This window comes from Deinococcus taeanensis, from assembly GCF_020229735.1.
Taxonomy (GTDB): Bacteria; Deinococcota; Deinococci; order Deinococcales; family Deinococcaceae; genus Deinococcus; species Deinococcus taeanensis.
Window position 1 is genome coordinate 77,729 of the sequence record NZ_CP083456.1, and the last position, 18,522, is coordinate 96,250.

16 protein-coding genes are annotated in these 18,522 nt (G+C 70.3%); 5 read left to right on the plus strand and 11 right to left on the minus strand.

What is annotated here, in order from left to right; translation table 11 throughout:
* Positions 1–141: 141 nt before the first annotated feature.
* Both LAJ19_RS14140 and LAJ19_RS14145 read right to left on the minus strand, forming a co-directional pair.
* Positions 142–906 (minus strand): integrase core domain-containing protein, encoded by a 765-nt coding sequence (locus tag LAJ19_RS14140; protein WP_225475746.1) that lies wholly within the window; start codon positions 904–906, stop codon positions 142–144.
* Between the two features lie 89 nt (positions 907–995).
* Entirely contained in the window at positions 996–1,283 is a 288-nt protein-coding gene (locus tag LAJ19_RS14145; RefSeq protein ID WP_225475745.1) for a transposase, read from the minus strand.
* 571 nt (positions 1,284–1,854) lie between these two features.
* Here LAJ19_RS14145 and LAJ19_RS14150 point away from each other — a divergent pair.
* Positions 1,855–2,067 carry a hypothetical protein gene (locus tag LAJ19_RS14150; RefSeq protein WP_225523511.1) on the plus strand — a complete coding sequence of 71 codons (213 nt, stop codon included), beginning with the start codon at positions 1,855–1,857 and terminating at the stop codon, positions 2,065–2,067.
* A gap of 209 nt (positions 2,068–2,276) precedes the next feature.
* On the opposite strand, the gene LAJ19_RS14155 is transcribed toward LAJ19_RS14150, so the two are convergent.
* Positions 2,277–3,080: a class I SAM-dependent methyltransferase gene (locus LAJ19_RS14155; RefSeq protein WP_225523512.1), complete on the minus strand. Its 804-nt coding sequence runs from the start codon at positions 3,078–3,080 to the stop codon at positions 2,277–2,279.
* Between the two features lie 254 nt (positions 3,081–3,334).
* Here LAJ19_RS14155 and LAJ19_RS14160 point away from each other — a divergent pair, with 254 nt between their 5' ends.
* The 3 genes from LAJ19_RS14160 (at position 3,335) to LAJ19_RS14170 (ending at position 8,064) form a co-directional block, all read left to right on the plus strand.
* Positions 3,335–4,537 carry an acyltransferase family protein gene (locus LAJ19_RS14160; protein WP_225523513.1) on the plus strand — a complete coding sequence of 401 codons (1,203 nt, stop codon included), beginning with the start codon at positions 3,335–3,337 and terminating at the stop codon, positions 4,535–4,537.
* Positions 4,538–4,682: 145 nt separating this feature from the next.
* Complete coding sequence (locus tag LAJ19_RS14165; protein WP_225523514.1) at positions 4,683–5,654, plus strand: hypothetical protein; 972 nt, start codon at positions 4,683–4,685, stop codon at positions 5,652–5,654.
* Between the two features lie 493 nt (positions 5,655–6,147).
* Positions 6,148–8,064, plus strand: coding sequence for a right-handed parallel beta-helix repeat-containing protein (locus LAJ19_RS14170; RefSeq protein ID WP_255639861.1), 1,917 nt, complete (start codon positions 6,148–6,150; stop codon positions 8,062–8,064).
* 81 nt (positions 8,065–8,145) lie between these two features.
* On the opposite strand, the gene LAJ19_RS14175 is transcribed toward LAJ19_RS14170, so the two are convergent.
* From LAJ19_RS14175 to LAJ19_RS14210, 8 genes are read right to left on the minus strand one after another with little or no spacing between them, the layout of a single operon-like run.
* Positions 8,146–9,261: a glycosyltransferase family 4 protein gene (locus LAJ19_RS14175; RefSeq protein ID WP_225523515.1), complete on the minus strand. Its 1,116-nt coding sequence runs from the start codon at positions 9,259–9,261 to the stop codon at positions 8,146–8,148.
* A 10-nt stretch (positions 9,262–9,271) separates the two neighbouring features.
* Positions 9,272–10,168 (minus strand): glycosyltransferase family 2 protein, encoded by an 897-nt coding sequence (locus LAJ19_RS14180; protein WP_225523516.1) that lies wholly within the window; start codon positions 10,166–10,168, stop codon positions 9,272–9,274.
* Positions 10,161–11,489: an O-antigen ligase family protein gene (locus LAJ19_RS14185; RefSeq protein ID WP_225523517.1), complete on the minus strand. Its 1,329-nt coding sequence runs from the start codon at positions 11,487–11,489 to the stop codon at positions 10,161–10,163. Before LAJ19_RS14185 ends, LAJ19_RS14180 begins: the two co-directional genes overlap by 8 nt.
* 1 nt (position 11,490) lies before the next feature.
* Positions 11,491–12,756, minus strand: coding sequence for an oligosaccharide flippase family protein (locus LAJ19_RS14190; RefSeq protein ID WP_225523518.1), 1,266 nt, complete (start codon positions 12,754–12,756; stop codon positions 11,491–11,493).
* Positions 12,753–14,408: a tyrosine-protein kinase domain-containing protein gene (locus LAJ19_RS14195; protein ID WP_225523519.1), complete on the minus strand. Its 1,656-nt coding sequence runs from the start codon at positions 14,406–14,408 to the stop codon at positions 12,753–12,755. The genes LAJ19_RS14190 and LAJ19_RS14195 overlap by 4 nt, the downstream gene beginning before the upstream one ends.
* A complete protein-coding gene (locus tag LAJ19_RS14200; protein WP_225523520.1) occupies positions 14,401–15,741 on the minus strand; it encodes an O-antigen ligase family protein in 1,341 nt (446 codons plus the stop codon). The genes LAJ19_RS14195 and LAJ19_RS14200 overlap by 8 nt, the downstream gene beginning before the upstream one ends.
* Positions 15,738–16,298 carry a tetratricopeptide repeat protein gene (locus tag LAJ19_RS14205; protein WP_225523521.1) on the minus strand — a complete coding sequence of 187 codons (561 nt, stop codon included), beginning with the start codon at positions 16,296–16,298 and terminating at the stop codon, positions 15,738–15,740. The genes LAJ19_RS14200 and LAJ19_RS14205 overlap by 4 nt, the downstream gene beginning before the upstream one ends.
* Positions 16,299–16,302: 4 nt before the next feature.
* Complete coding sequence (locus tag LAJ19_RS14210) at positions 16,303–16,764, minus strand: hypothetical protein (RefSeq protein ID WP_225523522.1); 462 nt, start codon at positions 16,762–16,764, stop codon at positions 16,303–16,305.
* Positions 16,765–17,227: 463 nt separating this feature from the next.
* Here LAJ19_RS14210 and LAJ19_RS14215 point away from each other — a divergent pair, with 463 nt between their 5' ends.
* A complete protein-coding gene (locus LAJ19_RS14215) occupies positions 17,228–18,499 on the plus strand; it encodes a substrate-binding domain-containing protein (RefSeq protein WP_225523523.1) in 1,272 nt (423 codons plus the stop codon).
* The last annotated feature ends 23 nt before the right edge of the window (positions 18,500–18,522 follow it).

An 18,522-nucleotide genomic window follows, 5' to 3' on the forward strand; every position in this document is an offset into this window, starting at 1 on the left:
AGTTGCTGCACTGAAGTCCAGCCTCGTCGTGAGACGAGGCTGGTGTCAAAGGTTAGCCGGGGAAGCAAAGTCGGACTCTACGGGTCATCTCCTGCCTGTCCACCAGGAGATTCCTCATGCGGTAATGCTCCAGGTTTGACTTCAAGCGGCGTTGCGAGCATTCGCCGATAAGGTGAGTGTAGACCAAGGCGTGGCGTAGCCGAGCGCCGAATGACGGCGCTCGTGGTTGTACCAGCGGTGAAAGTCCGGCATGGCGGCCCGGACATCGGCCATGGACTGCCAGTCCTGGCGGAAGGCGAACTGGTATTTGTAGGTCCGGTTGAGGCGTTCGAGGATACCGGTTCCTCCCGGCTGAGACACTTTGCAGCGCACCCAGTTGCCGTACATCAAACAGCCCTGTTGAAAGAGGTCACTGGTGAAATCACTGCCTCCATCACTCTGGACCAGGATGCGCTTGTGGTGGCCCTGAGCACGCAGCACGGCGACCGCCTCGTCGAGCGTCAGTTTGGCGAGGTGCATCGACAGGCTCCGTACCACCCGGCTGGCCAGCACCACCCGCGAGGTAACGTCCAGCACGAAGTAAATCCAACAGACCCCGTCGGGCAGCGACAGCCGTGTCGCGTCAATCTGCACCCGTCGACCTTCCGGCCAGTCTTGTGGTGCGGAAACCTTCGGGGAAGGTTTCCGGGTCTTTCGAGGCAGCGGTGGGTGAAGGTGCAATTCGCCGAGTGCGACACGGATCTTGTGCAGGCCAATCTCTTCGCCCTGAGCTTTGAGTTCCTGATACAGCAGCCGGTATCCAGACGTTGGATGCTGCAACGCCGCCTGGCGTACCTTCTCGTACAGTGCGTCACGGTGCTGCTGCTTGGCACAGCGCGCGGGCGCGCTGTGCTGATGGTCCCGCATCCGCCAGTACGGCACGCTGGCGTACTGGGCAAAACGCCGCAGGCTGAGGTGCGGCCGGCTCTGCCAGAGAACGATCAGCTCGTCCAGCGTCAGAGCCGTCGCACTTTTCGCGCAATATCGAGCTCCAGTTCCTTTTCGGCCACGATGCGTTTGAGACGGTCATTCTCCCGTTCCAGGATGGTCACGCCCTGGTCTGGTCGGTCACCAGAGAGGCGGGCACGGCCCGCCTCCAGAAACTGTGTTTTCCAGGTGTGGATCAGGCTCTCGTTGGCTCCATGCTGACGGGCTGCCTCCGCGACTCCGAGTTCGCCCCGCAGCACGCTGAGGACGATGGCTTCTTTGACGTCGGTGCTCCAGGTTTTTCGCTGTTTCCCCATGATGATCTCCAGTGTGCTCGTCCCTCGCATCGAGAGGGTCAGGTGCTGAAAGTCATCCTTGGAGCACTACCTGCTGACTTCTAGCTGGTTGACGTCTGGGCTCACAACTGCGGCGGGCCTGAAACAGGCTGGCCACATTGCGTGGGCTTCCCAGAGACCATGGGAGTGAAGCAGCAGCGCGTCCATGGAGTCGGCTCAATAAAGGGGGCTGGTTATCTTTGCCCGGATGCCCTTTGCCGACGTCTTCCACCTCCCCGGGGCCATAGTTCGCTCCTGTAGTACTCTGGTGATGTGGTTGGTGTCCCCTCCCATTGGGTGCAATTCCCATACTCTGTAAACAACTTCTGCAGGCGCCTGTAGATCCCGTTTATGGGGAATAGACGGCAAATAACACCATACGAGTGAGACCGTCGCCTCACTCGTGTTTTTGTTGTCCCGCTGAGGGTTGAGAGGTCCAATTAAACTCTGCGAGCGACCGCAACCAAATCCACTCATGCGTATGTGACATTGGAGCCAGGATGAACACCCCTGCAACTAAGCATTGGAGCGTTAAGGCATGATCCTGTGCGGGATGGAAGAGCGGAACGTCGCCCGCCTGTCACTTGTTCTGGCCCTCAACCGTATCCCTGCTGGCATGGTCGGCTGGAGCAAGACCGTCCAGATTGATCACCTCAGCCCGATCAGCGTCACCTGTAGCACAAGACAAAACCAAGGCGTGCCTCACGGGATCGATGGTGACGTTCTTTTCGCATTGACCACGCTGTACTTTCTCCAGGGTCAATAAGCCCTGTGGCGGAGGTTCCCGGGCGGAACCGGGCAGGGACCGGACGCGCAGCCGGCGCGGGAACCCCCCCGGACGCGACAGGATGAGGCGCCCGGGCAAGGCGGGGCGGAGGCCGTGGCGGCCGCCTGGCGGCGTGCGCCGCTCCACAGCCACTGTGGAGGCCCCACCCGTAACGGGGCGGGGGCACCCTGGAGGGCGCCGCTTTCCCCTCAGGCGTCCGGCAGCTGGCCGCGGGCCGCCCAGGCGCGCACCGCCAGCAGAATCTCACCGTCGGGCCCGGTGGGCAGCGCCGCGCGCACCGCGCCGCGCACCTGGTCCTGCACGCCGGGGGGCAGGCCTGCGTAGTACTTCGGGGCGGACCCCGTGGCGCCCAGGAACGGCGTCCAGTACTCGTCGAAACTGGCGAACGCCGCGGTGAGGTCCAGCGGCGTGACGCGCACGTCCCACAGGCCCGCGCTGGCCAGGGCGGCGCGCAGAGGTGCGGGGCGGCAGACCGGGGCGTTCACGCCGTCATCGAACGCGGCGGCACCCGGGTCGATGGTGCGGGCCGCGTCGAAGAAGCGCCGCATGATCTGCATGTGCCCGGCGTAATCCCACACGTACAGGCCCACCAGCCCGCCCGGGCGGACCAGGCGGGTCATTTCCTGCAGGGCCGTGTGCGGCGACGGCGTGAAGTTCAGAACCAGGCCGCTCACGGCGCAGTCAAACGCCGCGCCGGGCAGGCCGGTGCGGCTCACGTCGCCGGCCTGGAACGTCGCGCTGGGAACGGCGCGGGCCGCCGCCTGCAGGAAGCCTTCGGCGGTGTCCACGCCCAGCAGCGCCCTGGGCGCGCAGGTCCGGGCGATCTCTGCGGTCAGGGCGCCGGTGCCGCACCCGAGGTCCACCCAGCGCTGCTGCGCCGGCGCGGCGAGCCAGGTCAGGAACAGCGGCGCCACCTGCCGGCTCCAGCGGCCCATGTACTGTTCATACGCCTGGGCGGCGCCCCACAGGTCGCGTTTCATTGCGCCGGTCACGCGGCGGTCCGGCGAGGGCAGGTCAGGGCGTTCATGGGGGGACCTCCTGTCCCAGGGGATCGGGCCGCGCGGCCTGGGCCGGACCGCAGGGGCAGTGGACTGACCCTCATCATTACAGTCCGGTGTGCGGCCGGGCGCCCGGGGGCCGGCTGAACACGGCGCTGAGCAACGGATGCCCAGCACACATGGGGGGCAGATGTCGTGATGATGAGGAACCACAACCGCAGGGTCCTTTCACGTACAGGAGTGGCGCCATGTCTGAGTCCATCGTCGTTGCCCGCAGCTCGGCTGCACCCGTCCGCCACGTCGCCTCGCTGGACGCCCTGCGGGGCCTCGCCGCGCTGGCCGTGGTGTTCTTTCACGTCTCGCTGTTCGCGCAGCAGAGCCTCGATCCGCACCTGGGCAGTGTGCAGCACACCCTGAGCGCGCTGCGGCTGACGCCGCTGTTCGTGCTGTTCGCGGGATCCGAGTCGGTGCTGGTGTTTTTCATCCTGAGCGGTTTCGTGCTGTACCTGATGCTGGCGGCCCGGCCGATGCCGTACGCAGTGTACGTGCGCCGGCGCCTGCTGCGACTCTACCCGCCGTATCTGGTGGCCGTGCTGGTCAGTATGGGCCTCGCGTCCCTGCTGGGCGGTCACGCGGCCGCGGGATTCGGGCCGTGGGTCAACACCCTGTGGCAGCGGCCGCCGGACCTCACGGGGTTTTTGTATCACGTCCTGGTGATCGGGAATCCCAACACGGAACCGTACAATTTCGTGCTGTGGTCGCTCGTGCAGGAGATGCAGATCAGCCTGCTGTTTCCGCTGCTGTACGCCGCGATTCTGCGAGTCCGGCCGGCTGGCGTGCTGGCCGGGTGTCTGGGGCTGAGCCTGGCGGCCAACGCCGTGGCCCTGATGCTCGCGCACGTGGCGCCCACCGCTGCGTACGTCCTGACGCCGTACCTGGACTCCGCGCATTACCTGCTGTTTTTTGCCATCGGCGCCCTGATGGCCCGCCACCCTGAGGCGGTGGGGCGGTGGTACGGCGCGCTGCCGGTGTGGGTCAAGGGGCTCGTGGTGGCGGGCGGCGTGGCGTGCTACACGTACGGGCACGTGCTGATGCTGCGCCTGGGCGTGGCGTCCAGGGTCGGCGACCTGCTGATTCTGCCGGGGGCGTTCACGCTGGTGCTGCTGTTCGCGCATTCGCTGCGGGTCACCCGGCTGTCCCGCTCGGCCGTTCCGCAGTTCCTGGGGCGGATTTCGTACAGCCTGTACCTGTATCACGGCGTGGTGCTGATGGCGTTCGTGTACGGCCTGGGGGGGCGCCTGCCGGTGGGCGTGCTGCTGGCACTGGCGCTGGTCACGGTGCTGCCGGTCTGCGTGGCGGCGTACCACCTCGTGGAGCGGCCTTCGATCGAGTGGAGCCGGCGGGGCGCGCGGAGGTCCGTGACGGCGCCGCCGGACGGCGTGCAGGGCTAAAGCGTGCCCGCACCTGTTCCGGGCGGCGCCGCCGGGCATGAACGACAGTTTGGCATTCCCGCCCGGGCGGCGCAGGCCGTACCGTGGAGCACACCTGTTCACCGGACCCGCAGCTGCGCGTGGATGTCCGTCAAAGGGGCCAAGTATGCAGAAGGACGTCAAGGCACACGACCTGGGTCAGGCCCGCCTGCCGGACCTGACCGGACCGCACGCACCGCCGCCCGCCTCGCCGCTGACCCGGCTGCTCAATGCGCTCGCGGTGCGCCCGGCGCTGGCGCGGGTGCTGTCCGACGGGCTGATCATCCTGGTGGTCAGCCTGGGCGGGCTGGGGGCCGTCATAGGGGTTCAGAAGGGCGCGGCGAATCCGCGGCCTCCGCTGGAGGGCATGGCTGAACTGCACGCCCAGCTGCTGTCCCTGCCGCCGGAGGCCGCGCCGGACGAACCCCCGCCGGGGCCGGCGGTCGCGGCGCAGAGGTCTCAGGTGCAGAGGCTCCAGGTGCAGAGGTCCCAGGTGCGGGCTGCGCCGGCGGCCAGCCGGGTGCCGGCAGGGTCGGCGGCCCACACCCCGGCGCGGGCCGTGCCGGACGCCGGGCTGGCGAGCCCGGTGACGGGCGCGGCGCGGACCACGGTGCTGCGCCTGACCAAGGCGGCGGGCTTCATCGTGCCGGCCGCGGTGCTGGAACGCTCGACCGCCACGGTGGACCTCGCCGGGATGCTCGCGCGGGTGGGCCGCCCGGTGGCGGCGCGGACGTTGCGGGCGCTGCAGGCGGCGCCGTCGGATCCGGCGCTGATTGCCGACCTGACCCGGCAGGTGCGGAGCGACCCGGGCCCAGCCGGGCGTCTGGCGGCCCCCACTGCGGCGCCGGCCACCAGAACGGCAGGTCAGGGCGCGCCGGTGCGGGCGGCGCCGGCGGTGTCGGCGGCGGGCGTGACCCGGCGGGCGCCCGTCGCGCGGGTCACGGCGGTGGTGACCGGCACGCGGCGGCCCGAGGCGGTCCCGGAGGTGGGGGCGTTGGGGCCGGGCCGGCTGGCGATGACGCTGGATGATCCTCTGCCGGTGAATACCTTGCAGATGATGACGGAGCAGGCGGTGACTCCGCTTACGCCCCGGAACTGAGGGGCTGGGCCCGGGCGCCGGGCTGCTGGATGACTGATCAACGCTGCTCTCGCTGTGCCCGGACCGTGGTGGTCCGGGTGTTTTGTTGGGTGTGCAGAGTCGGGCGGACCGGATCTCAGGGCCTGAAGGCCCTGAGATCTTCTCATTGAGAACAAAGAAAACTCATGAGCGTAGCACGAGAAATGAACGGCGGCCAGGGTCATTGAGCGGCAGTTACTCAATTGACCGCGAGTTGTCTATGCAGGCCTGGGGGCAGTCCTGGAGGGGGTTCAGCGACCCAGCATCCCAGGGACTCAAACCGTGAAGTGAAATTCTTTATTACGGGTAATTAAAGGCCGGCTTAAGCTCCCCTTCAGAACAACTGACCAGCCGCGCAGGCATCAGGTCAGTCCGATGAACTGTGGCCCGCTGCTCAGGCGGCCGTATCCCCTCTGCCCCGACCTTCTGACATGCACCGCCGCATGTTTGCACTGCCCTGTGCCCCGGAGACCCTGTGACCTACGCTGCCCCCAAACCCCACCTGACCGCCGTCCGCTTCGCCCTCCTGAGCGCCACCCTGCTGCTCGCCTCCTGCGGCACCACCGCCCGTCCGCCCGCCGCCCCGGCCGTGGGCAGCGACCAGGCCGCCGCTGAGATGACCTTCAGCGCCGAAGCGCTCAGCACCCGGCTGCAGCCCACCGCCGCCAGCGGGGCCATCACGCAGTACGACGCCCAGGCCGACGGCACCCAGGCCGTGGTGCTGCTGAACAACGGCAGCGCCGCGGCCTTCACCGTCCCCGCCGCCGGCACCTACACCGTGGCCCTCCAGGCCCGCGAAACCACGTACCAGGGCAACGTGATTCTCAGCGTCCGCGTCGGCGGCACCGAGCGCAAACGCGTCGAACTGACCAACCTCAGCTACGCCGCCGTGGCCCTCGGCAACCTGACCCTGAACAGCGGCGACGTGATCAGCCTGGTGTTCATCAACGACCTCAGCGGCGCCGGCGGCGACCGCAACGCCTACATCGACTACCTGACCCTGACGCCCGTCACGGCCACCGTGACCGCAGACTCCACGCCCATCACCTCGCCCAGCCTGACTGTTCCGACCGACGCGGTGGACGTCAAGACCTTCGGCGCCAAAGGCGACGGCGTCACCGACGACACGGCCGCCCTGCAGAAAGCCGCCACCAGCGGCAAGTCCCTGCTCTTCCCCGCCGGCACCTACCTCGTCAGCCGCGCCGTGACCTTCACCGGCACCAGCAACCTCAGCGTCGTCGGCCAGGGCGCCACCATCAAGGCTGCGGGCAGCTTCAGCGGCACGGCCCTGCTGCACCTCGTGAACACCACCGCCACCAAGGTCAGCGGCTTTACCGTGACCGGCGCCGGCGAAGGCACCGCCTGGATCGACGGCATCCGCGTCAGCGGCGGCAGCGACGCCGTGGTCGACGGCAACACCATCAGCCAGCTGGGCGGCAGCGGCGTGGGTGTGGAAAACGCCACCCGCACCACCGTCAGCAACAACACCGTCTCCCAGGTCAAGTTCCACGGCGTGTTCGGCTCGGCCTCCACCCAGCAGACCTGGCGCGGCAACCGCGTCAGCGGCCACGGCGCCACCACCCTCACGGCCGGCATCGGCCTGCTGGGCCAGCTGGGCGACACGTACCTGCTCGAAGGCAACACCGCCACCGGTTTCGGCAACACGGCGATGAAAACCGAAGGCACCTCCAACGTGACCTTCCGCGGCAACACCGTCGACGGCTTCGCCCGTGACGGCATCAAGATCATGCCGCTGCCCGAAAAAGGCGTGTCGCAGGTGAGCAACGGCGTGATCGAGAACAACACGGTGCGCGGCTTCTCCGGCGCCGACGCGTACGGCTCGAGCGCCCTGCAGATCAGCAGCGTCATCGGCGGCCGCGTCTCCGGCAACACCACCGCCGGCACCTTCGGCGCGGGCGCCGGCGGCAAGCAGCCCCCCTACGGCTACGAGGACGCCATCCGCCTCCAGGCGCACGGCAGCGGCCCGGTGCCCCGCGACATCGTCATCAGCAACAACAAGGCCAGCAACTCCTACGTCGGCCTGCGCCTGATGGGCAACAACAACACCGTCTCCGGCAACACCTTCCAGGGCACCGCGCAGCACAGCGTGATCTTCAACCAGTACGCCACCGGCAACAAGTTCACCAGCAACATCTTCTCCACGTCCGGGCAGATCGGCGTGCTGTTCGACGTCGGCGTGTCGGGCACCACCTTCACCGGCAACACCTTCTCCAGCATGGGCACCGGCATCTACGCCGCGAACAGCGGCAACAACTACAACACCTTCACCACCAACTCGTTCAGCGCCGTGACCAAGGCCGTCGTGGTGGCCGGCAGCGGCAACACCTGCAGCGGCAACACCGGTACCGGCGTCACCACCTCCTGCCAGTAAGCTCCCAGTAAGCTCACCGGGCCTGACATGAACGCCGCCGCTCCCAGGGAGCGGCGGCGGTGCCGTGAGATCAGAACGCGCTCAGTGGTGCGCGGCGAGCGCCGCGAGGCCGGGCGCCATGGCCGCGCCCACCTGCTCCCACGACATGGCCCGCGACACTGCGGCCCGCCCGGCCTGCCCGTACTGCCGGGCCAGGTCGGGATCGGACAGCAGCGTGATCAGGGCGCCGGCCAGCGCGTCAGGGTCCCTCACCGGGACGAGGGCGCCGTTGTGGCCGTCAGTCACGATCTCGGGGATGGCGGCGTGCGCGGTGCTAACGCACGGCAGCCCCAGCGCCATCGCCTCGCGCAGCACATGCGGGAAGGGATTGAACAGGCTGGGCAGCACGAACACGGTGGCGTCCTCGAACAGCTGGCGCAGGCGCATACGGTTCCGGACCGGGCCGTACCACTCGACCCCCGGCATGCCGGGTGGCGCGACCCGGTGGCGCGGGCCCACGATCTGCAGCCGCGCGCCCGGCAGGGCGGCGCGCACCTGACGCCAGGCGTCCAGCAGGACCTCGCCGCCGTTGCGGCCGAATTCGTAGGCGACGAACAGCGCCGTCTGCTGACCGTACTCCTGCTTGTCCGGCCCGTCCAGCGTGAAGTTCGTGCCGGCGCCGACCGTCACGACCTTGCCGGCCGGAACCCCGTAATCGTCGATCACGGACCGCTGCACAGCGCCGGACATCGTGAAGATCACGTCGGCCGCGCGGTAGGCTTCTGTTTCCAGAATCAGCCATTCCTGCCGTTCACGGCGGCTCATGGGATTCCACTGCGGATAGTGCTGCAGGGTCAGGGCCATGGTGTTGTCCAGGTACAGCGCCACCGGGAACCCCTGCCCCGCCACGGAGAACATGCCGAAAATCTGCAGGGTCACGTCGAACTCCGCGCGCCGGGCGCGCAGGCGCTGCAGGGCCAGGGCGCTCTGCGCGCGGAAGGTCCGGGGATTGAGGTTCGCCACCCCCTTCCAGTGCCAGGGGTCCGGACGGAAACTCAGGGCGTAGTTCGAGTATTTTGCCCAGTGACTCAGGGCGGGCGTGAAGCGGCCCACCACCTGCGCGTGAGGCCCCAGGGCCCGGTAGACCGACAGGTTCCGGCCCCGCACGACGCGGTAATCCACGCTTCCTTCATTGTCGATGCCGATCAAGCGGTACATGAGGCGCCTTTCACTGCGCCGCCCGGCGGAACGCGAGCCAACCGCCGCGCGCCACGGCCGCGGCGCGCGGCCACTGCCCGCGCAGCAGCCGCTTGACGAGGTACAGGCCCGGCCCGGCGAGCAGTGGGGCCACCGGGAAGGTCGAGTGCCGCAGGAAAAACCGCACGGCGCTTTTCGTGAAGTTCAGTTCCCAGTCCAGGCTCTTGTGATTCAGGGTGCTCAGGCCCATGGACGCCGCGCCGAGGTGCCAGGTGCGGGCCGTGTCGGCCACGCCCAGCTGCCAGCCGGCGCGCCGCAGCCGGAAACTGAAGTCGGCGTCCTCCCAGTACATGAAGTACCGCTCGTCCAGCAGGCCGACCTCCTCGAGCGCCGCGCGCCGCACGAGCAGGCTGGTCCCCGACAGAAAATCCAGCTGGGCGGAGGACACCGGCGCCTGGTACATTTCGGCCCGGCCGCGCCGGAGGTCCACCCAGCCGCCCCCCCACCCCTGCACCTGCTCCGGTTCGCGCATGCAGTACAGCACGGAGCCCACCGCGCCCAGGCGGGGCGAGGCCTGCGCGGCGCCCACCAGGGCGCGCAGCACGCCGGGGTCGACGGTGGTGTCGTTGTTCAGGAACCACACGTAGTCCGCGCCGCGCCGCAACGCCTCGCGGGTACCCACGTTGTTCGCGGCCGTGAAGCCCACGTTGGTGGGAATCCAGATGACCGGCAGGTCCGGGTACCGCTCACGCAGCCGGGCGACCGAGTCGTCGGTGGAGCCGTTGTCAACGAGCACCACCTCGGCGTCCGGGTAGTCCAGCGCCGCCAGGGAGCGCAGGCAGGTGTCGGTGTGACCCCAGCCGTTGTAGTTGATGACCACGATGCCCACGCGGGGGGCGGGCAGGGCGGACGCAGCAGGGTCAGTCATGGGAAAAACCTCCGGGAACGGTGAGACGTCGGGCCGGCCGAGCAGCCGGGGCGGGCGCGCGCCGCCACAGGTCGCAGCGGGCGTTGACGCCCGCGACGCACAGGCTGAGCACGAAACTCCAGTCGGCCGTGGTGAACACCACGGTGTAGATGCCGACCAGGGCGATGAAGCCGCCGGTCATCACCAGCGGCAGCAGCAGCGGTGACGGCGGGCGGACCAGTGCCAGGCGCAGCGCGGGCTGCAGCAGCCCGAAGCCCACCAGCAGCGCCAGACCCAGCAGGCCGAAGGTCCAGCGCACCGAGTCGTAGGAGTAGTGCAGTTCGTTGGTGACCTCACCCGGCACCGGGTGCTCGATACTTTCGGGAATGAAGGTGTTCGTGCCGACGCCGAGCAGCTGCTCCTCCGTCGTCTCCACGAGGCGGAACGCGGCACTGACCTGCTGCGCGCGCCAGTCGAGGTTGCGCTGGTCGAGACTGAAGCGCTCCTGGTGGCTGAACCCGGCTGCCACCTGCGCCAGGGTGTCCGACAGCGGCGTGGTCACGACGAGCAGGCTGACCCCACTGACGGTCAGCAGGGCCGTGAGCACCAGCCGGCCCTTGCGGACGGCCGCGACGCGGGCACTGGCGAACTTGACGAGCAGCAGCAGCGTGGTGACCAGGACCGCGAACATCAGGATGCCGCGCGAGAGGTTCACCGCCAGCGCCGCCAGAAACAGCACGGCCCGCACGGTCTCGGCGCTCAGCTGCCGGTCCGGGGCGCGGAAGATGTTGCGCAGCGACACCATCAGGCCGTAGAACACCAGCGCCATGCCCGGGTAGAAGATGCGCGGCAGCGGCCCGACCCACTCGTAGATGGTGAAGTCATCCGCGAAGCGTCCGGCGGTGGTTGTGAGGCCCGGCGCGGCGAAACTCAGCACCGCCCGCGCGGCGAGCAGCGTGGCGAGCAGCATCAGGGTCCGCTCGATCTGCCGGTCGTCGCGGTGGCGCGCCCACAGCCACAGGTACGGCGCGATCAGGAAGCCGCTGAACTTGTACAGGTACGAAAACGCGCCGCCTGCCGGTTCGCCGGCCGCCGAGAAGTACAGCATGTGCGCGTAGGGCAGCAGGGCGAGCAGCAGCAGGCCGCCCTGGGGCAGGCGCCTGGAGCGCCACACCGCGAACAGCATCAGGCTCCAGGTCAGCAGGATCAGGCCGAGCTGCGCGGCGCTGCCGAGCGCCGGGTCGATCCGGCGGGTGACGCCGAAAACCGACACCGTGCCGAGGTACAGGCTGAACAGCGCGGCGTGCAGCCACAGGTCCACGTCACGGCGGCGCAGCTGCATCTCAGACCTCCGCCGGGCGGCCGCGCGCCGGGGCGGGCCGCCGGGTCTGGCGGTAGAGGAGGTACAGGCCGCCGCCCACAAGCACCTCGGTCAGCACGACCGCCCAGGCCATGCCGAGCGGGCCGCTGGCCGGCACGAGCAGCGCGATCAGGGCCGCGTTCAGCAGCGCGCCGAGCGCCACCGTGAGGTTGAAGGCCCGGTCGTGCCCGAGCGGCACCAGCCAGAACAGCCCGAAGACCATGTTCACGCCGATCACCAGCGGCAGGGCAGCCAGCACGCGCAGCACCGGCACGGCCGGCTCGAACCCCGGGCCGAGCAGCACGCCGACGAGCAGCGGCGCGGCGAGCCACGTGCCGGCGCTCAGCACGGCGCCCGCACCGCCCATCAGCCGCAGGCCGGCGGGCAGCAGCGCGCGCGTGGCGGCCGGGCCCTCGCCGGCCGCGCGGGCGAAGCGGGGGTACAGCGCCCGGTTGAGCGGCGTCAGCAGGCCCTGCACGGCCCGCGCGATGCGTTCCGCGCCGGCGTAGTGGCCCACGAGGCCCACCGGCACGAACAGCCCGAGCAGAAACGCGCTCGCGGTGCTGTAGAACGCCGCTGAGCCGCGGAACAGGAACATGCTCCAGCCCAGGCGCAGCGTCCTCAGGGCGCGGGACCAGCTCGGCCACAGAAACGGCGTGTCGCGGTGCGCCAGCCGCAGCGCCCAGGCGTTGGACAGCAGGGCCGCGCCGGCCGTCAGGGCCGGAACCAGCCAGGCGTCCGAAGGGCGGCGGATCAGCAGCAGGATGCCGGCGGTCACGGCGACCTTGGCGGCCACGTCCAGGCCCGCGACGCGCGTGACACGCTCGACGCCCTGGAAGTACCACATCAGGTTCGACGCCTGCGCCGCGCCCCACGCGACTGCCGCCCACAGCAGCAGCGGATGGTTCAACGCCGGCACCGCCGCCTGCGCCAGCAGGGTCAGCGCGGCGGCGATCAGCGTCATGAGCAGGCGCGCGCCGAGCACGCCCGACAGCAGCTCGGCCCGGCGGGCCGGGTCGCTCTGCACGCGCGCCACCTCGCGGGTGGCCGACAGGTCGAAACCGTAATCGATCAGCAGTCCGACCATCCCGCCGAACGCCTGCGCGACGGCCAGCGCCCCCCAGGCCTGTGGCCCCAGGGTGCGGGCCAGGAACGGCACGGTCAGGAGCGGCAGCAGGTACGTGGCGATCTGCACGCCGTACAGCGCGGCGATGTTCCGCGCCGTCCGGCGCCCGCCGCGTTCGGTCATGCCCGGCCCACCGGGACGCCCGGCGACCGGTAGCCGTACCCGTACCCGTAGCCGGTGGCGACGTGGCGCGGGTCGATCTTGTTGAAGGCCACGCCGATCACGTTGGCGCCCGCGAGTTCCAGGGTGTCCAGCAGGCGCTGCACGCCGGACATGTTCGCCTTGCCGGGCTCCAGCACGATCAGCACGCCGCTGACCATGGAGGCCATTTCCAGCGGGTCGGAGATGGCCAGGGCCGGCGGGGCGTCCACGAGCACCACGTCGTAATGCTGCGACCACAGGTGCAGCGCGGCGCGGAACGCTTCGGTGGGCAGGCGCGCGGCCGTGCCGTCATGCGGCGCGGTCACCACGAGGTGCAGGTGGTCGGTGAGGCGCCGCGCCTGGGCCGCTTCGGGATTGCGCAGCGCGGCCTGCAGGTCGCGGGCTTCCTCGCCGGGGAACGGCGCGGCCTGCGGCAGGTTCACCCAGGGGGCCGTCTCGGCCGCCAGGCCCCACAGGCCGCGCTGGGTCGGGTGGCGCACGTCGGCTTCCACCAGCAGGGTGCGCAGGCCGCCCGCGGCGAAACTGCCAGCCAGGCCGGCCACCAGGGTGGATTTGCCCTCGCCGGGCAGCAGGGAGGTGATCATCACGGTCTTGGGCTGCTGGCCCAGGCACCCGCGGATGTTGCTCGCCAGGAAGGTCACGCTGTCCGCTGCCTTGCCCCTGTGCATCATGGCCAGGACCGGCTGGCCTTTTTTCACGGTCCGCAGGCGCGGCACCTCGCCCAGCAGGCGCAGGTGCAGGCCGCGCAGGTCGATGTCGGAAGAAACCATCCGCGACAGCGAGGAGCGCAGCAGCACCAGGGCGGAGGCGGCCAGCAGCGCGAACAGGCCCGCCACGGCGGCGTTGCGCGCCGGACGGGGCGCGACCGGTTTGAGCGGCGTGACCGCCTGCGCCACCAGGGCGAGCGAGCCCACCACGGCCCGCTCCAGCGCGCGGAGGTTGTTGAGGTCGTTGGTGCGGGTGGCCTGCTGGTCAAGCAGGGTCAACTGGTCGCGGGTGGGCGCCGCGCCGACCGGGCCGAGCTGCTTGAGGCGGGTTTCGGTGTCGCGCAGCTGCACTTCCAGCGCCCGGCGGGCCGAGCTGACCTTCACCAGGCCGCGCTGCGCGTCCCAGGCGATCAGGGCGCTGGTGGCGAGGTTGGCCAGCTGCGCCGCGACGCGCGGATCGGTGTGCCGGGCGCTGACGGTGTAGATGCCGTTGCCGTACATGTCTACGTCGCCGGCGACGCGCAGGGTGCTGGACCGCGCGGCGGCCGCTTCGCTGAGCAGTTTGCGCTGCAGGGCGGCGCGCGCCTCGGGGCTGAGGCCCGTGACCTTCTCCAGACCGGCGCTGATGTCGCGCAGAACCTCCAGGTTGAGCAGGGCGCCCTGCAGGGCGCCGGACGGGAGGGGCGGCGCACTCACCAGCGTCTGGTTGACCGTCTGGTTGCCGGTCTGGTTGCCGGTCGAGACGATCATGGTGCTGGCCTTGAAGATGGGGGTCTGCTGCTTGAAGTACGCGTACGTCGCGGCGCCCACCACCACCGCGCACAGCACGATGGCCCAGGCGGAGCGTTTGAGGGCCAGCAGTGAGCGGGTCAGGTCAATGACATCTGAAGAAGTTCGGTCATTCATGCGCCTTTCCTCCCGGCACGGAGCCAAGGGTAATGAGGCCGGGATCCGGCGTGAGGGCGCCGGGCCGACCGTCCCGGGCGGCGCCGGGGGCCGGCAGTGGGCCCCAGGCGCGCGCGGCGATCAGGCCGCACGCCACCCAGGCCCAGGCCATGGTGCCGGGCACGACCGTGGCGTGCGCGTCCCAGAGGCCGGAGATCCACAGGGCGACCAGCCCGGCCGTGACGGACGCGCCGAGCGGATCCTGCCGGGGCGCGGCCGCCAGGGTAAGCAGCAGCAGCGCGGCGTACAGCGCGAGGCCAGTCCAGCCCAGTTCGATGGCCAGCTGGTAGTAGTCGTTGTGGGCGTAGTTCACGAAGTTGAAGGCGAGGTCGTACGGGCCTTCGGCCCGTTCGGGCCGGAAGCGGGGAATGAACGACACGAAGTTGCCCGGCCCGACGCCCGTGACCGGCGCGGCCTGCGCGGCCTGCGCGTCCATGGTCCAGAGCTTGCCGCGCTCGACCAGAAAGCGGTCGACGCTTTTGGTCTGGATGCCGCCCATCAGGTCGTCCAGGGCGTGCCGGCCCGGCGGCGTGGCAAGCAGCCACACCCCGGCGCCGACGCCGGCCAGCAGCGCCGCCGCCGCCAGCGAGCCCAGCAGGCGGTGGCGGCGCCAGATGGCCAGCACGCCGGCCAGGGCCGCGGCGAGCAGCGCGGTGGGCAGGCTCGAGGAGTTCGTGTGCAGCAGGGACCCGGTCAGGATCACCCCGGCGCTCAGCCCGGCGGCCCGCACCCACCACTGCGGGCCCTGGAACACCGCCCAGACGCACACCGGCAGCGCGAGGGTCACCCAGCCGGTGTAGTGGCTCGGGTGGTAGTACGTGCCGCTGAGGGTGTCCGGATCGACCTGCAGGGTCCAGCCGCCGCCGAGGTGCTGCGCGGCCACGTACGCGGCCATCAGCACGGTGAGCCCCAGCAGCCACGCGCCGAACGCCGCGCGGCGCCGGGCCGAGACGAGCAGGCCGCGCGCGCTGAGCGCCGCGAGCATCACGCCGGCGAGCAGCAGGCCCTGCGGCGCGGCGCCGGCCGGCGCGCGCAGCACGCTCAGCGTCAGCCAGCCCAGCAGCGCCCACAGGCACAGCGCCCACGGCGAACGCCACGGCCGGGCGGGCGCGGGGGACAGCGCGCTGGCGGCGAGGTACAGGCCGCCGGTCAGCAGGCCCAGGACCGTCAGGCCGGCGCGGCCACCGGGAAAGGTGCTGCCCTGGGCCAGCGGCCCCCAGGCGACAAACGCGAACAGCGCCGCCAGGGCGGCCCGTTCGAGGGCGCCGCGCAGCGCGTGGTCGGGCGAGGTCACGGGCGGCTCCGGAGCCGCTCTTCAGCGGCCTGCGAGTACTCGTTGGGTTTGATGTGGGCCGCGGCGCGGTAAAGCGCCAGGGCGGCCGGACGCTGCCCGAGTTTCTCCAGGGTCTGGGCGCGGTCCACGAGCAGACCCGGGTTGCGCGGGTCGTGGCGCAGCGCGCGGAGAAACGCCCGGTCGGCTTCCCGGTCGGCGCCGGCCAGCGCGAAGGTGCGGGCCAGTTCCGCCGGGGGCGCGGCGCTCAGCGGGTTGAGAGATTCGGCGCGTTCGTACGCCTGCAGGGCGGAGCGCAGCAGTTCGGGTTTCAGCCGGAAGAACCACGCGGCGCGGTAGGTCTGCCCCAGTTCCGTCCACAGTTCGGCGGCGTTCGGTGTGACCCGCAGCGCCGCTTCCAGGGTGCGCCAGGCCTGATCGTACTCGCCGTTTTCCCGCAGCGCCTCAGCCTGATCGCGCGCGCGGCTGGCGCCGTACACGTTCAGCGTTTCGCGGCACAGCGCGGCGGTTCCGGTGAGAATCAATCCGGCCGTGATCAGGGCGAGGGGCCGCGGCGCCATCAGGTCAGTTGCGGGGGGTCAGGGGGGTCACGGCGGTCTGGCTGGCCTCGATCAGCGAGTTCGCGGCGGACGGGTTGTTCAGCAGGCTGACCAGCAGGTCCGCGCCGCGCACGGCGTACCCGGTGCTGCGCAGGGCCGAGAGGGCAAGGTCGGGGGTCAGTGCCTGGCCCTGGACGCGGGTGACGCAGCGGAACTCCAGGAAGACCATCGCCTGGACGCCGGCGTTGCTGGGCTGACGCTGCAGGGCGGCCAGGGCGCGGTCACTCAGGCAGTACTTCTGCGCGTTGAAGAGGCGGGCCGCGCTGGCCGTGGCGGCCGGGTCGGTCATGCGGACGCTGCTCAGGGACACCCCGCCGGCGCGGGCGAGGCGCATCACGAGGCTCTGGGCGCCGCCGGTGAGGGGCGCGGCGGCCGCAGTGGAAGCCGAAGCAAGAAGAAGCAGGAGTCCAACGTTCGTTCGGTTCATACGACCTCCAAGCGGGCGGGGTCCGGGCCTGCGGCCTGACCCTGCGGCACAGCGGATGAGATATGGCTCATGATGCGAGGACGCGGCAGTGAGAAGCGGTCGCTCAGCGCGCCGGCGCGCGCCTGCACCGGGTCGGTCCGGTGCTCATCCGGTGCGCGTCCATGGCCGGGCTGTCCGGGGCCTGGTGCAGGTGAACGGCGGCCCGGCTTTGTCCCTATACCGGACTGGGCAGTCAGGTTTAGGTGTTCTTCATAGACTGTGAAAAAGTTCATAAATCGGTTTGACGTCACCCCATATGCATGAATAACTGATGGGCATCAGCTGTACCCGGCTTCATCCTCTTGTCGTCCTCCCCTGCCCGCGTCAGCCGATCCGCCCGCTCCGGCGGCCGTGCACACACGCAGACCCACACCGCGGGGGCACCTGCGGACCACCCTCCGCCCGCGCGCAACCGAGGGAACGCATGAAGAAGTCGATCTCCAACCGAGACGTCGAACGCATCGCCCAGCACGCCGCCCTGCCGCCCGAGCAGGTCCGCAAGGCCCTGGCCCTGAAAGGGGACGTGCCGCCCGACACGGTCGAGCGCGTGATGGCCAGCGCACGCACCCTGAGGTACACCATCAGCGCCCGCGACCGCGTGGCCATGGCCGCTGACACGTCCGTCGCCACCGTCAACCGCGCCTACCGGCCCGACGCGCGTCACCTCGTGCGGCCTGACCTGCTGCGCCGCATCGAGTTCGAAGCCGGCCGCCTGGGCTACACCCCGGACCTCGTCGCGCAGGCCCGCCGCAGCCACGGCAGCCCGATCGTGGCCCTGTGCGTGGAACTCGACCAGCTGCTCAACCCCTACCACGCGCAGATGCTCTTTCACCTGATGAACACCTTCGTGCAGCGCGACCGTCACCCGGTGATCACGCCGATCACGTCCGAGCGCAGCCTGCCGGAACTCGCGCAGTCCGGCGTCACCAGCAGCGTGGTGCTGTGGGAGGGCCGCCACACCCGCAACCAGGTGACCCTGCTGACCGCCACCAGCCGCCGGGCCGTGCTGATCGGCCGGCACGAGGGCGTGCCAAGCGTCGCGCCCGACTGGGTCACGGCCTCCGGGCAGCTCACCCGGCGCGCCCTGACCCGCGGCTACGACCTGCTGCACCTCGGGTACTTCAGTCCGGAACGCTGGTTGCCCGGCGCCCGGCTCGAAGGCGTGGCGCGCGTGCTGGCTGAACAGAGCGGCCCTCTGCCGCAGCTGCGCCTGTGGACCGACCCGAACCTCAACCACGCGCAGGCCATCGCCACGCTGCGCCGCCGCGGCCAGCACCTCGCTGCCGACCTGTTCGCGCAGCTGAGCGCCACGCCCGGCGCGCTCGACGTGCGCCGCGCGCGGCGCGGCGCGGCCGTCACCGAGGAACTGATGGACGAGCTCAACCTGCGGATCGGGGAGCAGGGACAGCGGGTGGCGGTGCTGGGCCTGTCGGACATGACGGCCCGGCTGCTGCTGCACACCCTGGAAACCCAGCGGCCCGAATGGACCCTCGGCGAGCGGGTGGGCCTCGTGGGATACGACAACATCGAACCGCTCCTGAGTTACCTCCACCCGGTCCTCACCACCGTGGCCTACGACATGAGTGCGCTGTGCCAGCAGGTCGCGGAGCTCACGGAAGCCGACCATCCCGCCGGCGACGGGCCCGCGCCGTTCCAGGTGGTGCCGACCACCGTCGTCGACCGGCAGTCCCTATAGGCCGGCGCCCTGCGTTCCAGGAA

Coding starts and splice junctions, on each gene's coding strand:
- LAJ19_RS14145 (WP_225475745.1), bottom strand. CDS start 1,283: ATGGGGAAACAGCGAAAAACCTGGAGCACCGACGTCAAAGAAGCCATC.
- LAJ19_RS14195 (WP_225523519.1), bottom strand. CDS start 14,408: ATGAATGACCGAACTTCTTCAGATGTCATTGACCTGACCCGCTCACTG.
- LAJ19_RS14210 (WP_225523522.1), bottom strand. CDS start 16,764: ATGAACCGAACGAACGTTGGACTCCTGCTTCTTCTTGCTTCGGCTTCC.
- LAJ19_RS14180 (WP_225523516.1), bottom strand. CDS start 10,168: ATGACTGACCCTGCTGCGTCCGCCCTGCCCGCCCCCCGCGTGGGCATC.
- LAJ19_RS14190 (WP_225523518.1), bottom strand. CDS start 12,756: ATGACCGAACGCGGCGGGCGCCGGACGGCGCGGAACATCGCCGCGCTG.
- LAJ19_RS14205 (WP_225523521.1), bottom strand. CDS start 16,298: ATGGCGCCGCGGCCCCTCGCCCTGATCACGGCCGGATTGATTCTCACC.
- LAJ19_RS14175 (WP_225523515.1), bottom strand. CDS start 9,261: ATGTACCGCTTGATCGGCATCGACAATGAAGGAAGCGTGGATTACCGC.
- LAJ19_RS14160 (WP_225523513.1), top strand. CDS start 3,335: ATGTCTGAGTCCATCGTCGTTGCCCGCAGCTCGGCTGCACCCGTCCGC.
- LAJ19_RS14215 (WP_225523523.1), top strand. CDS start 17,228: ATGAAGAAGTCGATCTCCAACCGAGACGTCGAACGCATCGCCCAGCAC.
- LAJ19_RS14140 (WP_225475746.1), bottom strand. CDS start 906: ATGCGGGACCATCAGCACAGCGCGCCCGCGCGCTGTGCCAAGCAGCAG.
- LAJ19_RS14185 (WP_225523517.1), bottom strand. CDS start 11,489: ATGCAGCTGCGCCGCCGTGACGTGGACCTGTGGCTGCACGCCGCGCTG.
- LAJ19_RS14165 (WP_225523514.1), top strand. CDS start 4,683: ATGCAGAAGGACGTCAAGGCACACGACCTGGGTCAGGCCCGCCTGCCG.
- LAJ19_RS14150 (WP_225523511.1), top strand. CDS start 1,855: ATGGAAGAGCGGAACGTCGCCCGCCTGTCACTTGTTCTGGCCCTCAAC.